The organism is Pedobacter sp. AC163, from assembly GCF_979258665.1.
This window is the reverse complement of record NZ_OZ409872.1, coordinates 3,851,928-3,872,689: the sequence shown is the minus strand read 5'-3', so window position 1 is coordinate 3,872,689 and position 20,762 is coordinate 3,851,928. Positions and strand designations below refer to the sequence as shown.

The window sequence follows — 20,762 nt, the reverse complement described above, 5'->3', positions numbered from 1 at the left end:
TCATAATTGCAGAAGTTTTACTTACCGAATTTCTTGATGAACCCTTGTTTGATGTTTTTTTGCAGTAATTGGCCACCTAAGCCCGATAGTAGTGAAATACTTTTTGTAGCTCAACCGATGGGAGTTGCGAACACATTGACAAAAAGATTAAACGGATAGCGGGAGTTGCCTTAAAAAATGCACCTGCATTTGCCTTTCAAACCAATAATTAATCTTTTGTTAATTCACCACGTAATGATTCATCCATTAACTTCCGGCTTTCTTCTAAAGGTAAGCCGAGGCCTAAAACATACATTAGTTTAGTTACCGCAGCTTCAAAAGTAAGGTCGTAACCACTAATAATGCCCATTTTTAATAACTCGCGACTGGTTTCGTACCTACCTAAGTGCACCGATCCCTTTTTGCATTGAGAAATATCGATGATGATTTTACCGTTTAAAATAGCCTTGCGAAGACTATCTAAAAACCATTGGGCAGTAGTGGTATTGCCAGATCCAAAAGCTTCTAAAATGATGGCGTCGACTTTAGAATCGGTAATCGCTGACACAGCCTGAGGCGTTATGCCTGGATATAACTTTAACACACCGATGTTAGAATTAAAGTTGGTATTGAGTTTAAGTTTCCCATCTGGCGCTTTCATTACATAATTGGTGTTGAATTGCAAATGCACACCAGCTTCGGCCAAAACAGGATAATTTGGTGAACGGAAAGCCTCAAACTTTTCGCTATTGTATTTTATAGAACGATTACCTCTGAATAACTGAGCGTCGAAATAAATGCAAACTTCCGGAAACAGTGATTTTCCATCCTCTTTTGTCGCTGCGATTTCCAACGCAGTGATGAGATTTTCCTTTGCATCTGTCCTGATTTCGCCGATGGGCAGCTGAGAACCTGTTAAAACAACAGCTTTACCTAAATTTTCGAGCATAAAACTGAGCGCCGAGGCCGTAAAAGCCATGGTATCTGAGCCATGCAAAATAACAAAGCCGTCATAAAGATCATATTTGGTGTTAATCAACTCTGCCAAAGTTTTCCAAATCTCTGGATCCATGTTAGAAGAATCTAATACAGGAGTGAACGAGTGAACATCTAAATGATAATCTAAACGACTTAATTCCGGAACATTTTCTTTAATCTGTTCGAAATTGAAAGGAATTAACATTCCGTTTACGGGATCGTTTACCATACCGATGGTACCACCGGTATAAATTATTAGAATCTTTGTCATTTGGTTGGTTTTGGTTGCTCAACGCAAAGAAACTAAAAATTTAGAGATGAAAATAGTTATTTTTAATATTGATAATTATTTAGGCGAATTTGGCATTTTATTTATGAGATTGATTATATAGCTAAACAAAAATGAAATATTAATTATAACTGTTAATACAACGAATATAATTGAGTGATAGTTTTGCGCTGATACTGGTCGGAATTGAGATTGAGAAGGTGGCTAAACTGAATTGTTTGAATGAACGATCTACAGGAAGAACTCGGGATGAACGATCCGCATGAGCGATCGTCAACCTGAATTTATTTCAGGATCTTAATGGTTATGCTAAAAACGAAGAAAGGAAAAATCAGTATAAGCTGAGAAAAAAATCAACAATCGAAGCGATCCATGGCAAAAAATCTGCGAAATTTGCGGCATCAGCGGGAAAAATCAAATCGACTCAATTAGAAACGAAAATCTCCCGCAGATTAAGGTGATTTACGCAGAAACTACCGTGATTTAAACACCAAAAATCTTTTTTGAATTTTCAGTAGTTACATCGGCGATCGCTTCCACCGAAACACCATAAATATCAGCTAATTTTTGAGCAATGTAAATTAGATAACTGCTTTCATTTGGTTTTCCACGAAAAGGAACAGGCGCTAAATATGGTGAATCAGTTTCAAGAACTAAATTTTCCAAAGGAATTTCCGACAAAACAAGATCTAGTCCTGCTTTTTTATAGGTTACTACGCCTCCAATGCCTAAATAGAAATTTAAATCGATGGCTTGTTTAGCTTGAGCTAAATTGCCGGTAAAGCAATGAAATATTCCCCGCAGCTTTTCGTCACGCTCGCTTTCTAATACCTCAAAAACTTCATCGAAAGCCTCACGACAGTGAATTACGATTGGTAAGCCGAGTTTTTTTGCCCAAGCAATTTGTTTGCGGAAGGCGTCTTGCTGAATAGTTAATGTGGTTTTATCCCAATATAAATCAATTCCTATTTCACCAATGGCATAAATTTTTCTGCCAGCAATGCTTTGGTAAATTTCATCTAAAACTGACAGATAATCTTCCTTCACATCACATGGATGAAGACCAGCCATTGCAAAACAATTCTCTGGATATTTGCTTACCAAATCATCAATCATTGCAATCGATTTGACATCAACATTGGGAAGAAAAAGTCTATTTACATCATTTTCAAAGCAACGTTCCATTAACTGGCTTTGCTTTTCAGCATCTTGCTCATAATATAAATGGGTATGGGTATCGGTAAAAATCATTTCTTTAGTGTAAAATGGATGATGTATGAACTGGCCGTCATTGCGAGGAACGAAGCAATCCTAATCCCCTATTGGCAACCTTATGTCATAAGATTGATCCGTGCCTCGCAAGGATGAAAGCCTAATCTTTTTGCTTAACTTTTTTGATGACCTTCTCTTTTTTGACTTCGGACTTTTGACTCACGACTTCAGACTGATGACTAAACTCCCACTCCATTTCCTTTTTCAAAAATTTTCCGGTCAAGCTAATTGGGTTTTGGATCAAACCTTCGGGCGTACCCTCGAAAAGAATTCTTCCCCCTCCGGCTCCGCCTTCTTCTCCCAAATCAATTACCCAATCGGCCACCTTAACTACATCCAGGTTGTGCTCAATCACTAAAATGGTATTTCCTTTATCTACAAGCTCCTGCAGAACTCCCAAAAGCACATTGATATCTTCAAAGTGAAGTCCTGTAGTAGGTTCATCTAAAATATAAAAGGTTTTTCCGGTGTCTTTCTTCGAAAGTTCAGTAGCCAACTTAACCCGCTGTGCTTCACCACCAGATAAAGTAACCGATGATTGTCCTAAAGTGATATAACCTAAGCCAACATCCTTAAGGGTTTTGATCTTACGATAAATGATCGGAATATTTTCGAAAAACACGCAGGCGTCTTCTATACTCATGTCCAGCACATCACTAATAGATTTTCCACGGAAACGAACTTCTAAAGTTTCTCTATTGTAGCGCTTTCCACCGCATTCTTCGCAAGGAACCTGAACGTCTGGTAAAAAGTTCATCTCTATTACCTTCAATCCAGCGCCCTGGCAAGTTTCGCATCTTCCTCCTTTTACATTAAAAGAGAAACGGCCAGGTTTATAACCCCGAATTTTCGCTTCAGGAAGTTGTACAAATAGATTTCTGATATCAGAAAAAACACCCGTATATGTTGATGGATTTGAACGTGGCGTTCTCCCGATTGGAGCCTGATCAATTTCAATCACCTTATCTATTTCTTTTAAACCAGTAATTTTTTCGTAAGGAAGCGGTGTTTTCTTCGCTCTAAAAAAATGGTGATTTAAAATTGGATACAGCGTTTCTGTAATCAAACTCGACTTCCCTGATCCTGAAACCCCAGTTACCGCAATAAATTTGCCTAAAGGAAAATCTACAGAAACTTCTTTCAGGTTATGACCTGTAGCTTTAATGATGGAAAGTTTGTGTCCATTCCCTTTTCTACGAACCTTCGGCGTTTCTATCTTTTTCTCGCCATTTAAGTATGCCGCGGTTAAGGTTTTCGATTTTAAAATTTCTTTCGCAGTTCCTTCAGCAACTACTGTTCCGCCATGAATCCCTGCTCCTGGCCCAACATCAATCACCCAATCGGCTTCCAAAATCATATCCTTATCGTGTTCAACAACCAAAACGGTATTACCTAAATCACGGAGATTTTTTAACGCATTAATCAGGCGCTCGTTATCTCGCTGGTGTAAACCGATACTTGGCTCATCCAGAATGTACATTACATTCATTAGTTGCGAACCGATTTGAGTAGCCAAACGGATCCGTTGTGCTTCTCCACCAGAAAGCGTACGGGCAGTACGATCTAACGTTAGATAAGTTAGACCAACATCGGTTAAGAAACCAATCCTCGCTTTTATCTCTTTTAAAATTTCTTTTGCGATAATATGCTGGCGATCAGAAAGCCGGTCATCAACATGCTCAAACCAGGCATGAAGATTATTGATATCCATCGAAGCAAGCTCAAAAATATTTTTGCCATCAACCTTGAAATGTAAACTTTCCTTTTTCAAACGAGCACCATGGCACTCCGGACAAGTTTTCAATTTCCGAAAAGCATCCATATCATCAGATGCAGATTCGCTTCGCTTCTCGTTCTGCTCCTCTAACATTTTAATTATACCATCGAAAGTGATGTTATAATTCTGAACATTCCATTTGTTATATTCTACTTCAACTTTGATCAGATCATGAGAACCATTTAAAATAATATTGATCACCTCATCACTCAATTTATCAATCGGTGTAGATAAAGAGAAACTGTATTTTTTTGCCAAAGCTTTTAATACCTGGAACATCCAGATATCGCGATATTCGCCAAGTGGAGCCAAACCACCATTTAAGATGCTCAATTTTGGATTCGGCATAACCGATTCCTTATCCACAACGAAGATATATCCCAAACCATCACAACGTTCGCAAGCACCATAAGGTGAGTTAAACGAAAAACTATTTGGCTGAGGCTCATCGTAAGAAATACCGGTAGTTGGGCACATCAGGAATTTACTGAAGTGAGCGACATTATTATCCTTATCACTGATTTTGATGACGCCTTTACCCATTTTCATGGCCGTTTGAACCGAATCCAAAAGACGCTTCTTGTCTTTATCATCAACAATTAAACGATCAATAACCACTTCAATATCGTGGATTTTATAACGATCGACCTGCATTTTGGCCGTAATATCTTTGATTTCTCCATCAACGCGAACTTTAACATAACCTTGTTTACGGATTTGTTCAAAAAGCTCACGATAATGGCCTTTTCTACCCTTAACTACAGGCGCCAGAATGTTTATAGCACTCCCATCAAATTTATTGAAGATGTTTTGCAGAATCTGATCTTCGCTCATGCGTTCCATTTTCTCACCTGTATTGTACGAGTAAGCATCGGCTACACGGGCGTAAAGCAAACGCATAAAATCATAAATCTCAGTGATGGTTCCAACGGTAGAGCGTGGATTCTTACTGGTGGTTTTTTGTTCAATGGCAATTACCGGACTTAAACCAGATACCTTGTCTACATCAGGGCGCTCCATCCCCCCCATAAACTGTCGGCTGTAAGCACTAAATGTTTCCATGTAGCGGCGCTGGCCTTCTGCGTAAATGGTATCAAAAGCTAAGGATGATTTCCCACTTCCACTTAAACCGGTAATCACTACCAGTTGGTTTCGGGGGAAACTTACATCTATATTTTTTAAATTATGTACCCTCGCACCATATACTTCTACATCTTTTTGCTCGCCGAGGTCGACAGATTTATTGCTCATATTTTGTTCAAAAGTTGGGATGAAATTCAGGCTGAAAACACACTAAATTTCAATCCGCAAAAATGCTAAAAATTTTATCAAAAAGAAAGTCTAAACCAATCTGTATTAAGGATTAATTGTCATAATGTTTACTCCTGTTTCGCAGAAAACCTGACGAAAAACCGAAACGCAAATAGCCATAGTGATCCTGGAAGTAAATGTTATAATTATCTTCTCCATAATAACCAACTGCAGCCATCAGAAACACGTTATTCATAAACGGAAAACTGTAATTGAAGTTAACTTCAGCATTTAACCGCTTCTGTAAATTCATTAGATTTTTCGATGGAATTTTATTCACTGCGTAAGAAATCTCACTATTTAAACGCCAGGTTTCCTTCTCGGTTTTAACATTCGCTTTGTTTCTGGCTTTTTTTTCAATATCATCGTATTTTCTCAAGGAGAAATTATAGACGATCCTTGTAAAGCCAAAACCCAAATCCAGGGCAGGTTCATATCTAAAGAATTTATGCCATTGCAAGCCTACACGATGATTAACGGAATAATAATTTTCATCGGTGCGGCCTGGAATAAGATGACCAAATCGATATGATGCGGTTAAATAGTTGGCATTAAAATTCCCCGTAAGGGTGTTGACCGTTCCATCCGGATTAATCGCCTCTTGGTCCTGCCCATTAGAATGGTGCGTAAACGCCATCTCTGCATACTTGTAATTTTCAGGATTGGTATTTAAGCGAGCATATGCAGCAAAACCTAAACGATAACTCGGCGTTCGAACGCCAGCAGAAAATTCATTTCTAACCCTTACGGTAAAATCGGGAATAATTGCGAACGCTATTGGTGATTTATAACTGCCCAAAAGCATATAAGTTGTAGTTAACCTGCCATTGATTACATATTTTGATGGCGCACCGAGTTCGCCTGCAGGAGAAGTATAGGAAAAATCGGCGTTTTCTTTGTATAGATTTACGTATTGTTTATTTGCAACTTCTCTTTTGATGGAGAGTGAATCTTTATCCATACTTTGCGCAAAAGCAAATAGGCAGGAAAGATTAAAAAAAATAAAATAAAGAAAATGTTTTTTCATCAATCAATAAACGTCGGTTTTTGACTCTTGGTTTTTGGGCAACGGGTTTTAAAGGAGTTAATAGTTGAGCCAAACTCTTATATTCGCTTAAAGATGTTTAAAACGAAATGGGTTGCGTAAAGCTAGCGGTTGACTGCAACTTTACCAACAAGCTGACTATAACCAATGACAACTAAGGAGATAATTATAGTGCTGGTAATCCATGTCATTCTCCCGTTGATAGGACTTTTATATTTTTTGATGCTAATTAGGCAGATAAAAAATGAAGAGATATTGAATGCCCCGATACCAGAACTACTTATGGTTTTTGTAACTTATGGAGGACTTTTACTTGTTGTACTTACGACATTACTTTGGAAATGGTCAGGAATGGCTTCTGTAGGGAGTTTGTATTTAACTCTTGTAGCACCAATTTTTATGGGGCTAATTGCTTATAGACATCGGCTGACAAGGACAATCTCCAAGTATCATAATTGGACATACATCTCAGGAATTTTATATTTTATAATTGCACCTCTGACATTCGGACTACTATTTCTTGCAAGAAAAAACTAAACAGCGTAATAAAACTGTAGGTAACAATGATTTGATAAAGTCCGAAAATCTTTTCTTCAAGCTCTCCATGCTTCTAGTAATTTCACTCACTCCCACATCTCCAAGCATTATAACGTTACATTAACAAAGTCTCATCCTTTACCACTCAATCGTCGTTCCATTTTCTGTCGGGCGACCGGTACACACCAAAACCCTACCCCGCTCAATCTCTTCATCAGTTAGCACTTCGTTGTAATCCATCCGGACATTGCCTTTAGTACAGTTGGCTACGCAAGTACTGCAAACACCGCCGCGACAACTGTAAGGAAGTTTAATTTTATTCTCCAGTGCCACATCTAAAATTCGCTTTGGCCATGGAATATCGAGGTTGTAACGTGTACCCTGAAAACATAAAATTACAGAGTAGCTATTTTTATCAACCACTTTCTCCGTACTATCATCTTCATCAACTTCATCTTCTGGCAATACAAAAGTTTCTCTTTTAATCTGCTTGATATCAAAACCCATCCCTAACAAAGTAATTCTACACAAATCCATATAAATAATTGGCCCGCAAGTATAGAATAAAGCATCCTCTCTTTTGAAGTGCAAATGTTCTTTGAGTAACTTTTCGATATAAAATTTGTTCAAACGGGCAGTCATCAGGTTTTTGCTATTGCTAAATACCCAAACAATTTTTAATCTTTCGGGATATTTTTGCTGCCACTCGTTAAGTTCATCGTAAAACAGCGCATCTTCTTTTGATCGGTTACTATATATTAAAGTGATCAAGGAATATTTCTCTCTTACCAAAGCGGTTTTTAAAATGGAGAAAAGCGGCGTAATGCCAACTCCGGCTGCAAAAAGAAACAGATCTCTTTTTAATTGCTCCTCAGGCAAATAACTAAACAAACCCTGGGGTTCTTGTGCATAAAGAATATCATTAAGCGCTGTTTTATGGTGCAAAAACCTGGAAATCTCTCCATTCTCTACCCGCTTAACGGTAATCGCAAGCGGCTCATCTACATCTGGTGAGCTGTTAAATGAATACGACCGACGCACTTCTCTGTTTTTACCTTCAAAAATCAAGGACACAAACTGACCAGCAAGATATTTTGGATAATTGCCTTCTACATCCTCAAATTGGAATGTAATGTTATCTCCGGGTTGATTGATGATATTGTTAATGCGAAGTTTGAACATAGTTAGGATCAAAGATAAAGGAACAAGGATTAAAGAACAAGGAGCAAAGATTAATACCCTAAGAAGAGTCCAAGATCTCCCATCACCATATAAAAAAGGAAAACTGAAAATGTGTGACCAAAAACAACTGGATGAAATTTAAAAGCACAGAAACTAAAGCTGGAAGACTGGGCAAAACGAACGCTCATCGTCTATTTAATAAAGATATCTGTTAATCTGCGGCCAATGATGAAATCATCTGCATAAAAAAAGCGTCCAGAATTAAATCCGGACGCCTTACCAAATGCTTTGTTTTTACCTTAATAATGTTATTCGCCGTTATAGGCCAATAATACTCGCTCTTTTTTGTATCCGTAGCGTTTCGGATGTTCCATAATCTGCTTCATCGAAATTACTTTATAAACGTAGCCACCGGTTTCGCGGTTTAACTTCATTTTGTAATAATTGTCTTGATTTTGATTATTGATCTGCTTACGCAAGCGGCCATCGCCTACGTTATAGGCTGCAGCAACTAAAGTCCAGCTCTCTAAACCTCTATACATTTCTTTAATGTATTTACAGGCAGCAACTGTAGATTTTCGCAAATTATAGCGTTCATCAACACTGCTGTTTACCTTTAGGCCGTAAGTACGGGCTGTACCAGGCATAAATTGCCAAATACCAGCAGCACCTTTTGGCGAAACACCCATAGCCGTTCCAGATTCAACCAGAGCTAAATACTTGAAATCATTAGGGATTCCGTAAGCAGCAAGAATTGGTTCAATTACCGGGAACCATTTGGCTGCTTTTTGATGCAAAACATTTGTTTGCATGTGCTTGAAATTGTGTGCGGCAAGAATTTTTTTCATTTTTCTCTCTACCTTTTTATCGCCTAATGGCAAGGTTTCATCCGCGAAGTTTAACTGAGCCATTAACGACTGAGGTTTGGCTACCTCTACAACTTTTACGCTGTCAGTTTTTGTTATTGTAGTGTTTAAATTTGCTTCTTTTGAAAGACTTTTTGGTACTAAGGGCATTTGGTAAGTGAACACTTTTGCCAAGATAAATAGTGTTGCCACTACCGCAAATGGTACGCTGTGTTTCTTTAACATCTTCCTCCTTTTTTTGGTGAACTTATATAAAAACGTCGGCAAAGCTAAAAAATAATAACCACATTATCAAATAGTTACAGAAATACCCTCTGAAATCGGCGTCTAAAGTGCTTTAAACGTGGATTTTAAATTTTGATTTTTCGATGCTTTTTTCTATTTTAGAGGCTATTTTTTGATTAAAATTTTCGCTACTCAACAATTGTAATGTTCATCAATTTTTCATAAATTTGCAGCCCGCATTTTAGGATGCGGCTAAAAGCGTATCATGATAAATAAAGACAACAGGAACAGTCGGGATGACAAGTCCAAATCGGGAAACCGGAGAACAGAAGGCAGAAGCAATGATGCCGGATCTGATAGAAGAAAATCAGACGACAAAGACAGTAAATTCAAAAAATCATCCGACTCAAGAGATAACTTCAGACCTAGAAGTTCAGACAATAAAGATTTCAAATCAAAATCATTCGGAGACAAAAAAGATTTCAAACCTAGATCAGGAAGCCGCGATTTCAAATCGAAAGATTCGGAACCACAAAGTTTTAAATTTGGCGATCGTGAATTCAAATCGAAAGATTCTGGAGCAAGATCAGAAGAACGTAGCTACAAATCAAAAGATGGCGGATCAAGGGATTACAAATCAAAAAGTGGCGATCGCGACTTCAAGCCGAGAGAAGGTGGATCAAGAGATTACAAACCAAGAACAGGAGATAGAGATTTTAAATCAAGAGAAGGTGGCTCAAGAGATTATAAACCAAGAACAGGAGAGCGTGGAGAGCGTGATTTCAAATCTAAGGATGGAGATTCGAGAGATTTTAAACCGAGAACTGGCGACCGTGACTTCAAACCAAGAGAAGGTGGACCGAGAGATTATAAACCAAGAACCGGCGAACGCGATTTCAAATCGAAAGATGGTGGATCAAGAGATTTTAAACCAAGAGAAGGTGGTTACAAGGATTTCAAATCCAAAGGCAAATCTGATGGATTCAGACCAAGTGCTGGAAGTTCAAGAGATGTAAAACCAAGGGAAGCAAGAGAAGGCGATTCTCGTCCGTTTAGAAAACGCGAAGAATCGCAACCTAGAGATACAGAGTTTAACCGTCCGGAAAGAACAGTAATTGCACCTGCACGAAAAACAAACGAAGATAAAGGCCTTATTCGCCTTAATAGATATATTTCAAACGCAGGCATTTGCTCTCGCCGTAAAGCTGATGAGTTAATTGCTGCAGGCGTAGTAACAGTAAATGGCGAAGCAGTTACAGAATTAGGCCATAAAGTTGATCCAGCAAAAGATTTAATTCGTTACAATGGCGAATTACTTAAGCGGGAGAAAAAAGTTTATGTGTTGTTAAACAAGCCGAAGGATTACATCACAACAACCGATGATCCTCAGGAGCGCCGTACCGTAATGCAATTGGTAGATAAAGCTAGTCGTGAGCGCATTTACCCAGTTGGCCGCTTAGATCGTAACACAACTGGTTTATTGTTGATGACAAATGATGGTGATTTAGCGGATAAATTATCGCACCCAAAAAATGGCATCACCAAAATTTACAATGTTGAGTTAGACAAATCATTATCTCAGGGAGATTTAAATAAAATCGCTTTCGGTTTAGAGCTTGAGGATGGTTTGATTAAACCAGACAATATCTCGTACGTTGCTGGTGGAACCAAAAAAGAAATCGGTATTCAAATTCACAGCGGTAAAAACAGAATTGTTCGTCGTATTTTCGAACACCTGGGTTATAGCGTTGAGAAATTAGATCGCGTAGTTTATGGCAACTTAACTAAAAAAGATTTACCTCGAGGAAGATGGAGATACCTGGAAGATCATGAGTTAATCCAGATTAAACATTTAATCAAATAATATTTAAAGGCAATCGAACGATTGCCTTTTCTGTTTGAGCACAACTCGTTACCGATCATTTTCTGAATCGCTAACCCCCATACTTAAATTGCAGCAAACTTTTTTTTCGCCATATTTGTTCTATAACAGTCATCATCATGAAAAAAAACATCATCATATTTTTAATGTCACTTCTATCAACCATTGCTTTTGCACAGAAAACCAATTATAATCTGCTGGTAGGCACATACAGCGCACCCGGTAAAAGCGAAGGAATTTATACCTACAACTTTAATACTGCTACCGCAGTATCGAATTTAAAGCAGATTGCAAAAGGGATTGCCAATCCAAGCTATTTGGCAGTTTCGCCCGATAACAAATTCGTTTATGCCGTAAATGAAACTGGAAATACCAGCACCGTTAGCGCATTTAGTTATGATCAAAAAACCGGATTATTAAGTTTTTTAAACAAAGTTGATAGTCATGGCGCTGATCCTTGTTTCGTTACTGTTGATAATAAAAATGTAATTGTAGCGAACTACAGTGGCGGTAGTTTAGCGGTTTTTCCACGCAGTGCCGATGGCTCTTTAAGCGAAGCCAGCCAGGTGATCCAGCATACCGGAAAAAGTATCGATCCGAAAGGCAGACAAAAAAGTGCTCATGTTCACATGGTGAAATTTACGCCTGACAAAAAACATCTTGTCGTTAACGACTTGGGAGAAGACCAGATTTATATTTACAATTATAATCCGACAGGTAAAGATAAAACCCTTACCGAAAAAAAGGTATTAAAAACAAATGCCGGAACCGGACCAAGACATATCACTTTTTCTCCAAATGGAAAGTTTGCCTACCTGGTACATGAATTTAATGGAAGCATTACTGCTTTTAGCTATTTGAACGGAAACCTAACTAAACTACAGGACATCGGAATCACTTCTAAAAATTTCTCAGGATCGGTTGATGCGGCTGATATCCACATCTCTGCAGATGGAAAATTCCTTTATGAAACCAACCGTGGCGATGCAAACAGCATTTCCGCATTTTCAATTCTTCCAACAGGTAAACTCAAATTTATAGAGACAGTGAGTACATTAGGTAAAGGACCACGAAATTTCACCATAGATCCAAGCGGCAAGTACTTATTAATTGGCCATCAATACACCAATAACATTGTCGTTTTTAACCGGAATAAAACGACTGGAAAGCTTACCGATAGTGGTAAACGAATTGAAGTAGGTGCGCCTGTTTGTCTTGTCTTTAATTAAAAAAATGGAAGATTTCGACTGGACCAGCTTTACCTTGAAGATCGCCATCAAAGCAAAGCTGGAGGATATCTATGACGCCTGGACCAAGGCAGGAGAAATTGAAAAATGGTTCTTAAGCAGTTCGCAATTTTCTGACGAGAACCATCTGCAGTTGAGCAAATCGCAAAACGTACTTAAGGGTGATTTATACCAATGGATCTGGTATTTGTATGATGATGTGGAGCACGGGCGAATAACCGAAGCAAATGGTAAAAATCATTTTCAGTTCACCTTTGCTGGCGATTGCGTAGTAGATATTCTCCTTCGGGAAGAATACGAATATGTAATAGTTGAACTCACTCAAAATAATATTCCAACTGATAATCAATCGAAGCGAAATATTCGGATTGGCTGCCACGGCGGCTGGAGTTTTTACTTAGTAAATTTGAAATCGGTTTACGAGGGCGGCTTAGATTTGCGCAATAAAGACAATCGCTTTAAACCAATGCTGAATAATTAAAAAAGGAAAAAGGTTTAAAATATAATCTTGAACATCGTCATCCTGAACTTGTTTCAGGAACTAAATAAGAAAAGGTCTAAATGTTTGGGATAAAATGAATAAGAGGCAAAAATATCTTTATATTCAATCAAAATATCTGTCATGGAACGAGGTGGATGTGCTTATATTATCACAAATTCAACTCACACCGTATTGTATATCGGCGTTACCTCTGATTTGTATTCAAGAATTTTTGAGCATCGAGAGAAAAAATATCCAGAATCCTTCAGCGCAAGATACAATTGCTATAAGCTTGTTTATTTTGAACAATTTATTTCGATTGAAGAAGCTATCGCAAAGGAAAAGCAATTAAAGAATTGGAAAAGAGCTTGGAAAATTAATTTAATTAATGGAATCAATCCTAATTGGGACGATTTATATTTTACGCTTAATTGTTGATACTTTTCCTAAAATGACAAATAGCAATTCGCAAACATCATTCCCAACAGGAAAGGTGCTGAAATGAATTCAGCATGACGAGGCGGCTATACCATCGCAGCAAAACCTTAAATAAAATACAAAAAAAAAAGACCTGCTAAGCAAGTCTTAAATTTATATTTTTATTTAAAAATTACGCAGGTTCTGCTACCCTTGCAACATTACGATAAGGATATTCATTAAAAATATGTCTACGGGCAAAGCGACCTGGAGAATCTGCGTTAACTAATTTAACATAGATTGCTTTTGGCACATCAAAATATTCGTATGCACTACCATCATAAAACTGAATGTTTAATACTTGTTGCTTGTATTCAAAATCCTGAATGTTTGATAAAGTGGTAGTTTGGGTATAGGTTTCTATATTTTGCTCGCGGGTTTCTGGCGCAATACTTACTAAAAAGTGGTAAGCTTCGATAATCTCCTTACTTCTTGCTTCTGCATCTAATTTCTCTTCTTCTTGCTGAAATTTGTCTGGGTGACAATCTTTCATTAACGTACGGTATATCGATTTAAGATCCTTTAATTCAGCCTCTTTATCTACGTTCAAAAGCTTTCTGTAATCAACTATTTTTTTCATTTATGCTAACCTATTTTTATTTTTTCAAGAAATCAGTTTTCATTTTGTGTGATCGATGATTTCGAAGGCGCAAAGATACAATTTATAATCGTTTGATTTTGAGAAAGTTTAATTTAATTACCTACGGTCATTCGGAAAGGAAATACAGGCAGCAAAACTTCTTAAATCGACATCTAACATCTGCGAAGTCACCTAAAAACCAGCGGGTGACTTCGCTAGACAAACAGGAGATTAAAATTATTTTGTTAAACCATTCTCAGGCTTCAGTTCTTCCAAAATGGGTGTCGTTAAAGATTTAACTGACTTCTGCATCACATCATTTTTTTGCTCAAAAATAACAATCTCATTTTTTCCAATTTTTAACCAACAACCAGGTACATATAAAGTTTGTTGTGGGCCAACGCTCCAATAACGGCCAATGTTTATTCCATTAATAAACACGATGCCTTTGCCAAAAGAGCGCATATCTAAAAATGTATCTCCCGCTTTAGCTAGCGTAAAATTCCCTTGGTAAATTGCTGGTTTGCCCGCAGTAGCCGTGTTTTTAGCCGATGTGATATTTGGTACCACATCCATAGGCAATTTATACATATCCCAGTTTCCGGTGATGGTTTGGCCATTGATGATTACGGGCGAAACAATTCCCTTAAAGCTGTTCACGATCTTAGCACCGTAGTTGATGCGTCCCATATTCTCCACAATAATATCCAACGTCGCATTAAATGGAATGTCAATTTCGCAGTCGTATTTTTTATAATAACTATTCAATTCTGCCACTTTCGTCCCATTCACATAAACAATGGCATAATCGCGAAGGCCAGCTAATTCCAATTTGCCACTTATAGGCTGATTGAATTTTTTACTGTACCAAACGTAACCATGTCCTTGGTTAAGTTCTTCAAACGTCAACGGCTTATCGTCATTAACTGGAACAACTTTGTTTCTAATATCCTCTAAATCTACTGCCTTAGTTAATGCAATAGTCGAAATTGAAATAACAGGATTTTTTGCTGGTACCGCAGGAGTTGTAGCGGTCTTAAGCATCGAGCGTAAGGTGTCGTACTTTTTGGTTGCCCAGCCGGCTTCGCTAATAGGTGCATCATAATCGTAACTGGTTAAATCGGGTTGAATATCATGCTTGTTATCATAATTGGCTCCTGAGGTAAAACCAAAATTTGTACCTCCGTGAACCATATAATAATTAAAAGAAACACCAGCGTCCAAATATTTCTGGGTCTGTTTGGCTGTACTTTTATAAGAAACCTTTGGAAAAGGTTCTGCCCAATGGTCTAGCCAACCCGGATAAAATTCGGCAACCATGTAAGGGCCTTTGCCTCCATTATATTGATTAACAATTTCTTTCAGCTTAGTGACATCATCTTCACCATTTGCAGTTGGTAATGCGCCAGGTAATGCGCCGCCTTCAAAAAGCCAGCTGCCATCAGAAGTAAAGAAAGGTATATCAAAACCAATGTCTTTCAGTTGCTGAAACACGGCAGCGCTATATTTTTTATGATCTTCGAGACTAATATCTTTCCGTTGCGCTACGTAGGATCCAAATTCATTTTCTCCCTGAACCATTACAATTGGCCCACCGTTGCTAACCAAAAGCGGTTTAACCTGACCATATAAGGCTGTAAAATATGCTTTCGTTGCTGCTAAATATTGTGGATTATTCCCTCGAATTACCATTCCAGGAACTTTGGTTAGAAACCATGGATAGCCGCCAAACTCCCATTCGGCGCAAACATATGGCCCGGGGCGAAGGATTACGAACAGCCCCTCTTCTTCAGCAATTTTGATGTATTCGGCTATGTCTTTGTTTCCCGATTTGAAATCCCAAACGCCAGGTGCAATCTCATGATAATTCCAGAAAACATAGGTTGCTACTGCATTCAAACCCATTGCTTTCATCATTTTCAAGCGGTGGCGCCAATAAGGTTTCGGGATTCTCGAATAGTGCATTTCGCCACTATGAATTTGGATCGGCTTTCCATCTAAAAGGAAATTTCCATCTGCAATAGCGAAGGTGTGTTTTACAGCTGCCTTTTTAGATTGGGCATGTACTGCTACCGCAATGCCCAGTAGCAGTGCAAGCATAAAAATTTTTGCTCTCATACGTTTATTAAAAGTTTCATTTCTAATCGGAATCAACCGAATAATAGGCACATATTTATTCAAAAATAATTCACTTAAAATTTAAGTTCTCTTAAAAAGAGCAAGTTTCTGCCATTTTTAAAGGATTTTTTTCAGACTTAAGTCAAACGTTTGATTGCGTTCAACTTCGCGGAACCGAATATTTTTTTCTATAAATAATATGCCCAAACCTTTAAATATAAGCGTTTAGGCAATAAAAAACCAAATTTTAGTATTTCGCCTGCAGCGAATTTTCAATCACCTCTTTATAATAATCAACATAATAAGGTAGGATTTTTTTCAAATCAAAATCCTGCGCTCTTGTAAATGCATTTTCCTTAAAATATTTCAGCGTTTCATCATTACTTAAAATGGTTATCGCTTTATTAGCCATGTCTTCAACATCACCAACATCGCACATGTAACCACAATAATCATCAATATTTAATTCAGGCAACCCACCAGCATTTGAAGTAATTGCAGGCACTTTGCAAGCCATTGCTTCCAGGGCAGCCAAACCGAAACTTTCTGATTCTGAAGGCATCAAAAACAAATCAGAAACCGATAAAATTTCCTCAACTGCATCTTGTTTACCCAAGAAACGCACATGATCGTCAATCCCTAAAGATCGGCAAAGCTGTTCATCGTAAGACCTTTCCGGACCGTCGCCAACCATTAAGAGTTTTGATGGAATAACAGCCTGTACTTTTTCGAAAATCCGAATCACATCTGAAGTGCGCTTCACTTTCCGGAAATTTGAAGTATGAATTAAAATACGTTCATTATTGGGCGCAATCGCCTTTTTAAAGTGATCTTTTGCCTGCAGGCTAAAACGACTGAAGTCGATAAAATTCGGAATCACCTTAATTTCTTTAGTGATTTCAAAATGATTATAAGTATCCTCTTTTAAATCTTGAGAAACGGTTGTTACACCATCGCTTTGATTGATTGAAAAGGTTACTACAGGCTTATAGGTTGGATCTTTACCTACCAAAGTGATATCAGTACCATGCAAAGTGGTCACAACCGGAATATGAATGCCATAACTGGCTAAAATCTGCTTAGCCATGAAAGCTGCAGACGCGTGTGGAATGGCATAATGCACATGCAAAACATCCAACTGCTCAAAACGAACCACATCTACCAGCTTGCTCGCCAAAGCCGATTCATAGGGTGCATAGTCGAAGAGTGGATAATCCCTTACAGAAACCTCATGATAAAAAAGGTTTGCAGAAAAAAAGTCAAGCCTGGCAGGCTGACTATAGGTAATAAAGTGAACCTGGTGACCCTCGTTGGCGAGTGCTTTTCCAAGCTCCGTTGCAACTACTCCACTACCACCAAAAGTGGGGTAGCAAACAATTCCTATCTTCATCTGTAAATGTGTTGTTAACAACACAAATGTAGCCCATTTTTAGCTGAAATGCATGTCGGGATATTGCAATAAAAACTGAGTTATGGAGATAAGTTTTGGAGCTCTAGAGAAATAAGTGATAAGGCGAGCTTGTTAAGGTGGGACGCAGATTCGCAGATTTGCTTTTTAACTAAGTGTAACTCCAAAATCAAGAAGCTGAGACTAGCACTTAAGGTATTCTATAGGACCGAGAAAGACTTAATTTCTATTTACTATTGATTATTCTTTTGTGTTGAAGAGATTTGTCAGTAAAATTAACAAGTAAGCCTATCTGCAAATTCGAGATCATTAAATAATTTAAAACTTGAGCATAATGCTCGTCAACTATTATACTGCTGGATTTCACCTCAAGAATTATTTTATCATCAATCACAAAATCAGCATAAAATTTATGCTTAAGGATGACCTCCTTGTAATTAACCAAAAATTTTTTCCCCTTTCATCAGAAAATACATTTAGATAATAGCTCATATTCAAATGCATGTTTATATACTCTTTCAGAAAACCCTTTTCCAAGGATCCGATGAATTTCCATAGTAATCCCTATTATTAAATGACATTCTTCTTGAAAAGGATAATCATCTCCATTGTAATAGGTGCTCATAATAATTAATCCTAAAAAATCTGCGAATCTGCGGCTAACACTATTTGTAATCAAAAATAATCTGCGGTTTTTTATACCCTAGTTTGCGTTCCTCGCCTTGTATTTGAGTACGAATGTCTTCTACTTTCGCAATTTGTTTATTGTATCGCTCCAAAGCCTTTTGTGCATCATCAGCATCTCCTTTGGCTTTTTTCGTCAATTTTTCTGCAGCTTTTTGATCAACCATCGTTCCAGATTTGTTGATATTTTCACCATGCTTTTCAGAAGAAGCTTTGGCATTTCCATTTGCTTCCAGAAGCTTCAATCGCAATTTTTCTACATCAGCCTCTTCTTCCGCTTCTTTAATTTTAAGCTCTAAAACCTTCATACTCATTTTCAATACCTCAACTCTGGTATTTAAAACCCCTAATGAATCTTTCGAAACTTTCGCGTTATACGTTTGCGCCATAGCCGGAATAGATGCAAATCCTAGCAAACCAGCAAATATTAATTTCTTCATAACAATCATTTATCGATTGCATATTTCAATTAAAATGCCCAATGCAAAAAAACACCTTCAACCTATAGCTGTGGCATTAAATGAATTATAGAGAAATTTTAGATGCTGATTTTTGAGAAAATTTTTACCCGGAAATTATTTCAGGTTTCTCATTTCCTCTTTAATCACAAGGAAAAGTTCGTTTGGTCTTTGTGTGCCGATGAAATATTCCAGGCCATCCCGATCCGTTAAAACAACGGCATCTTTACCTGAAGAATAAAAACGAATGGTGCCTTTAGTATGAAGATTATAAACCGGGTTATTAAAAAAATAACGGCTGTAAGTTGCCTTACGAACATCAACAATGCTATTTAAATCAATTTTAACGCGTTTTGTAGTCCAAAGGCCATCTAAGATCATACTGCCATTATCAACTACAATTTTATACTGGATTAAGAAAAGCAGTAACATGGAAACACCGATAATGCCGAAGCCAACCACCAGAAATAAGTCTTGGGTGTTATCGCGATCGCGTTCGTAAACATAAGCTGCAAAACAGAAAGCGGCCATTATTAACCTGATGAAAATGCGAACATAATCACGACCGATGTATTGTTTTTCGATGTAGGCGTATTTGCTTTCCACTTATTTTTTTTTGAGTTCGAATATAGCAACTTTTTTTGTTGCTGCGGTTAATTTGTATCGATTATCCTGACGCATACCCACAATCCAAACGATATCGCCATTCCCGTTTACTAAAATCGGTGTGGTGGCTTTTAAATGAATTGGCACCTTTTCATCAATAAAATAATCGCTCACCTTTTTGGGCTGTCGCATACCCAGGGGGATAAACTTATCGCCATTCTGCCAATTTCTTACTATCAGCGGAAAAATTAATTTATCCGCATTTATGAAGGCTTTGTAATGATCAACTTCGAATTTGATTTCAGAAGAAAACGAAAGTGTTATTTCATCCTTCCCAAATAGGATATTTTGTGTTGATGGGTGAATGAACTGATTGAAGACTGAGTCGACATTCTTTTCGGCGATTACCAGATAATCTCTATTGATAATAGCCTGATGAGTTGAGCTGAAAAAATGCGTACCACTCAATGAATTTAAATGACTTAAAATTTCCTGAACAACCGATTCTGTAAATCCATAAGGTTTTAGCAATTCAAATAATAGCAGCCGCTGCGGATTAAGCTTTACTATTTCATCTATCGCGATGTAAATGCCGTCAGCTTTCTTTTGAAGAATTTTTGCAGCTAATTTTTCCACCTCTGTATTTAGAAATGTCTCTACTTCGGCAAATCGAACGGCATTTTCTATAAAGGTTTTTTCCAAATCTGGATTGATCTCTTTAAGTTTTGGAACTACGCCTAACCTAATTTTATTTCTGGTATAGTGTGTACTTTGATTCGAACTGTCTTCAACGAAATCTAAATGATTTTTGTCGATTATTTCATCAATCTCATTTCGATTTAAAAACAATAATGGCCTGATTAAATGTTGTCGCTTTGGTAAAATGCCGTGTAAGCCACTTATTCCTGTACCACGAGTAAGGTTGATTAACATGGTTTCTACCGTATCGTTTTGATGGTGTGCCGAAGCAACCAAATCGTAACCGTATTTTATCCTAATTTCTTCGAACCACTGGTAACGCAAATCTCGGGCAGCCATCTGGGTAGAAATTTTATTTTCTGCGGCATATTTTTTGGTATCAAAATGCGTTAGGTAAAAAGGAACATCAAGACTTGCAGAAAGCATTTTAACAAAATTTTCATCACGTTGCGCTTCATCACCTCTTAAGTTAAAATTACAATGCGCCACACCTATATTAACGCCTATTGCCTTAAACAAATGCAACATTAAAACCGAATCTTTCCCGCCGCTTATGGCTAAAAGAATCTTATTATCCCTGGCAAACAGCTCATGCTGATTAATAAAATCCTGAAATTGTTTTAAGGGTAACATCCACCAAAAATATTTAATTTTAACTGGT

At 37.6% G+C, this 20,762-nt stretch carries 16 protein-coding genes and 1 pseudogene; 4 read left to right on the top strand and 13 right to left on the bottom strand.

Features of this window, described 5'->3' with window-relative positions; translation table 11 throughout:
- Window positions 1-208 precede the first annotated feature (208 nt).
- The 6 genes from ACZZZK_RS16720 to ACZZZK_RS16695 form a co-directional block, all read right to left on the bottom strand.
- Window positions 209-1,228, bottom strand: a complete 1,020-nt coding sequence (locus ACZZZK_RS16720; RefSeq protein ID WP_265799077.1) for an asparaginase — start codon at window positions 1,226-1,228, stop codon at window positions 209-211.
- A 501-nt stretch (window positions 1,229-1,729) separates the two neighbouring features.
- Window positions 1,730-2,497, bottom strand: coding sequence for a TatD family hydrolase (locus ACZZZK_RS16715; protein ID WP_463485123.1), 768 nt, complete (start codon window positions 2,495-2,497; stop codon window positions 1,730-1,732).
- Between the two features lie 121 nt (window positions 2,498-2,618).
- The gene (uvrA, locus tag ACZZZK_RS16710; protein ID WP_463485122.1) at window positions 2,619-5,546 is read right to left on the bottom strand and encodes an excinuclease ABC subunit UvrA; all 2,928 of its coding nucleotides are present in this window, start codon (window positions 5,544-5,546) and stop codon (window positions 2,619-2,621) included.
- A gap of 112 nt (window positions 5,547-5,658) precedes the next feature.
- Complete coding sequence (locus ACZZZK_RS16705) at window positions 5,659-6,567, bottom strand: hypothetical protein (protein WP_463485121.1); 909 nt, start codon at window positions 6,565-6,567, stop codon at window positions 5,659-5,661.
- A gap of 759 nt (window positions 6,568-7,326) precedes the next feature.
- The gene (locus ACZZZK_RS16700; RefSeq protein WP_463485120.1) at window positions 7,327-8,370 is read right to left on the bottom strand and encodes a 2Fe-2S iron-sulfur cluster-binding protein; all 1,044 of its coding nucleotides are present in this window, start codon (window positions 8,368-8,370) and stop codon (window positions 7,327-7,329) included.
- Window positions 8,371-8,678: 308 nt separating this feature from the next.
- Complete coding sequence (locus ACZZZK_RS16695; RefSeq protein WP_265799082.1) at window positions 8,679-9,461, bottom strand: lytic transglycosylase domain-containing protein; 783 nt, start codon at window positions 9,459-9,461, stop codon at window positions 8,679-8,681.
- Window positions 9,462-9,726: 265 nt separating this feature from the next.
- Here ACZZZK_RS16695 and ACZZZK_RS16690 point away from each other — a divergent pair, with 265 nt between their 5' ends.
- From ACZZZK_RS16690 to ACZZZK_RS16675, 4 genes are all read left to right on the top strand, one after another.
- On the top strand, window positions 9,727-11,325 hold the full coding sequence (locus tag ACZZZK_RS16690) for a pseudouridine synthase (RefSeq protein ID WP_463485119.1): 1,599 nt from the start codon (window positions 9,727-9,729) through the stop codon (window positions 11,323-11,325).
- 137 nt (window positions 11,326-11,462) lie between these two features.
- Entirely contained in the window at window positions 11,463-12,572 is a 1,110-nt protein-coding gene (locus ACZZZK_RS16685; protein ID WP_463485118.1) for a lactonase family protein, read from the top strand.
- A gap of 4 nt (window positions 12,573-12,576) precedes the next feature.
- Complete coding sequence (locus tag ACZZZK_RS16680) at window positions 12,577-13,071, top strand: SRPBCC family protein (RefSeq protein ID WP_463485117.1); 495 nt, start codon at window positions 12,577-12,579, stop codon at window positions 13,069-13,071.
- Window positions 13,072-13,212: 141 nt separating this feature from the next.
- Window positions 13,213-13,509: a GIY-YIG nuclease family protein gene (locus ACZZZK_RS16675; RefSeq protein WP_463485116.1), complete on the top strand. Its 297-nt coding sequence runs from the start codon at window positions 13,213-13,215 to the stop codon at window positions 13,507-13,509.
- Between the two features lie 172 nt (window positions 13,510-13,681).
- Here the strand turns inward: ACZZZK_RS16675 and ACZZZK_RS16670 are convergent, their stop codons facing one another.
- The 7 genes and pseudogenes from ACZZZK_RS16670 to tilS form a co-directional block, all read right to left on the bottom strand.
- Window positions 13,682-14,128 (bottom strand): KTSC domain-containing protein, encoded by a 447-nt coding sequence (locus ACZZZK_RS16670; RefSeq protein WP_463485115.1) that lies wholly within the window; start codon window positions 14,126-14,128, stop codon window positions 13,682-13,684.
- Window positions 14,129-14,365: 237 nt separating this feature from the next.
- Window positions 14,366-16,246, bottom strand: a complete 1,881-nt coding sequence (locus tag ACZZZK_RS16665; protein ID WP_463485114.1) for a glycoside hydrolase family 35 protein — start codon at window positions 16,244-16,246, stop codon at window positions 14,366-14,368.
- Window positions 16,247-16,493: 247 nt separating this feature from the next.
- Window positions 16,494-17,636 carry an N-acetyl-alpha-D-glucosaminyl L-malate synthase BshA gene (gene bshA / locus ACZZZK_RS16660; RefSeq protein WP_463485113.1) on the bottom strand — a complete coding sequence of 381 codons (1,143 nt, stop codon included), beginning with the start codon at window positions 17,634-17,636 and terminating at the stop codon, window positions 16,494-16,496.
- Window positions 17,637-17,880: 244 nt separating this feature from the next.
- Window positions 17,881-18,279: pseudogene (locus ACZZZK_RS16655) on the bottom strand (GxxExxY protein).
- Between the two features lie 40 nt (window positions 18,280-18,319).
- Complete coding sequence (locus ACZZZK_RS16650; RefSeq protein ID WP_463485112.1) at window positions 18,320-18,778, bottom strand: hypothetical protein; 459 nt, start codon at window positions 18,776-18,778, stop codon at window positions 18,320-18,322.
- Between the two features lie 135 nt (window positions 18,779-18,913).
- Entirely contained in the window at window positions 18,914-19,402 is a 489-nt protein-coding gene (locus ACZZZK_RS16645; protein ID WP_029282618.1) for a hypothetical protein, read from the bottom strand.
- The gene (tilS, locus tag ACZZZK_RS16640) at window positions 19,403-20,734 is read right to left on the bottom strand and encodes a tRNA lysidine(34) synthetase TilS (protein WP_463485111.1); all 1,332 of its coding nucleotides are present in this window, start codon (window positions 20,732-20,734) and stop codon (window positions 19,403-19,405) included. It abuts the gene before it with no gap.
- Window positions 20,735-20,762: the final 28 nt, after the last annotated feature.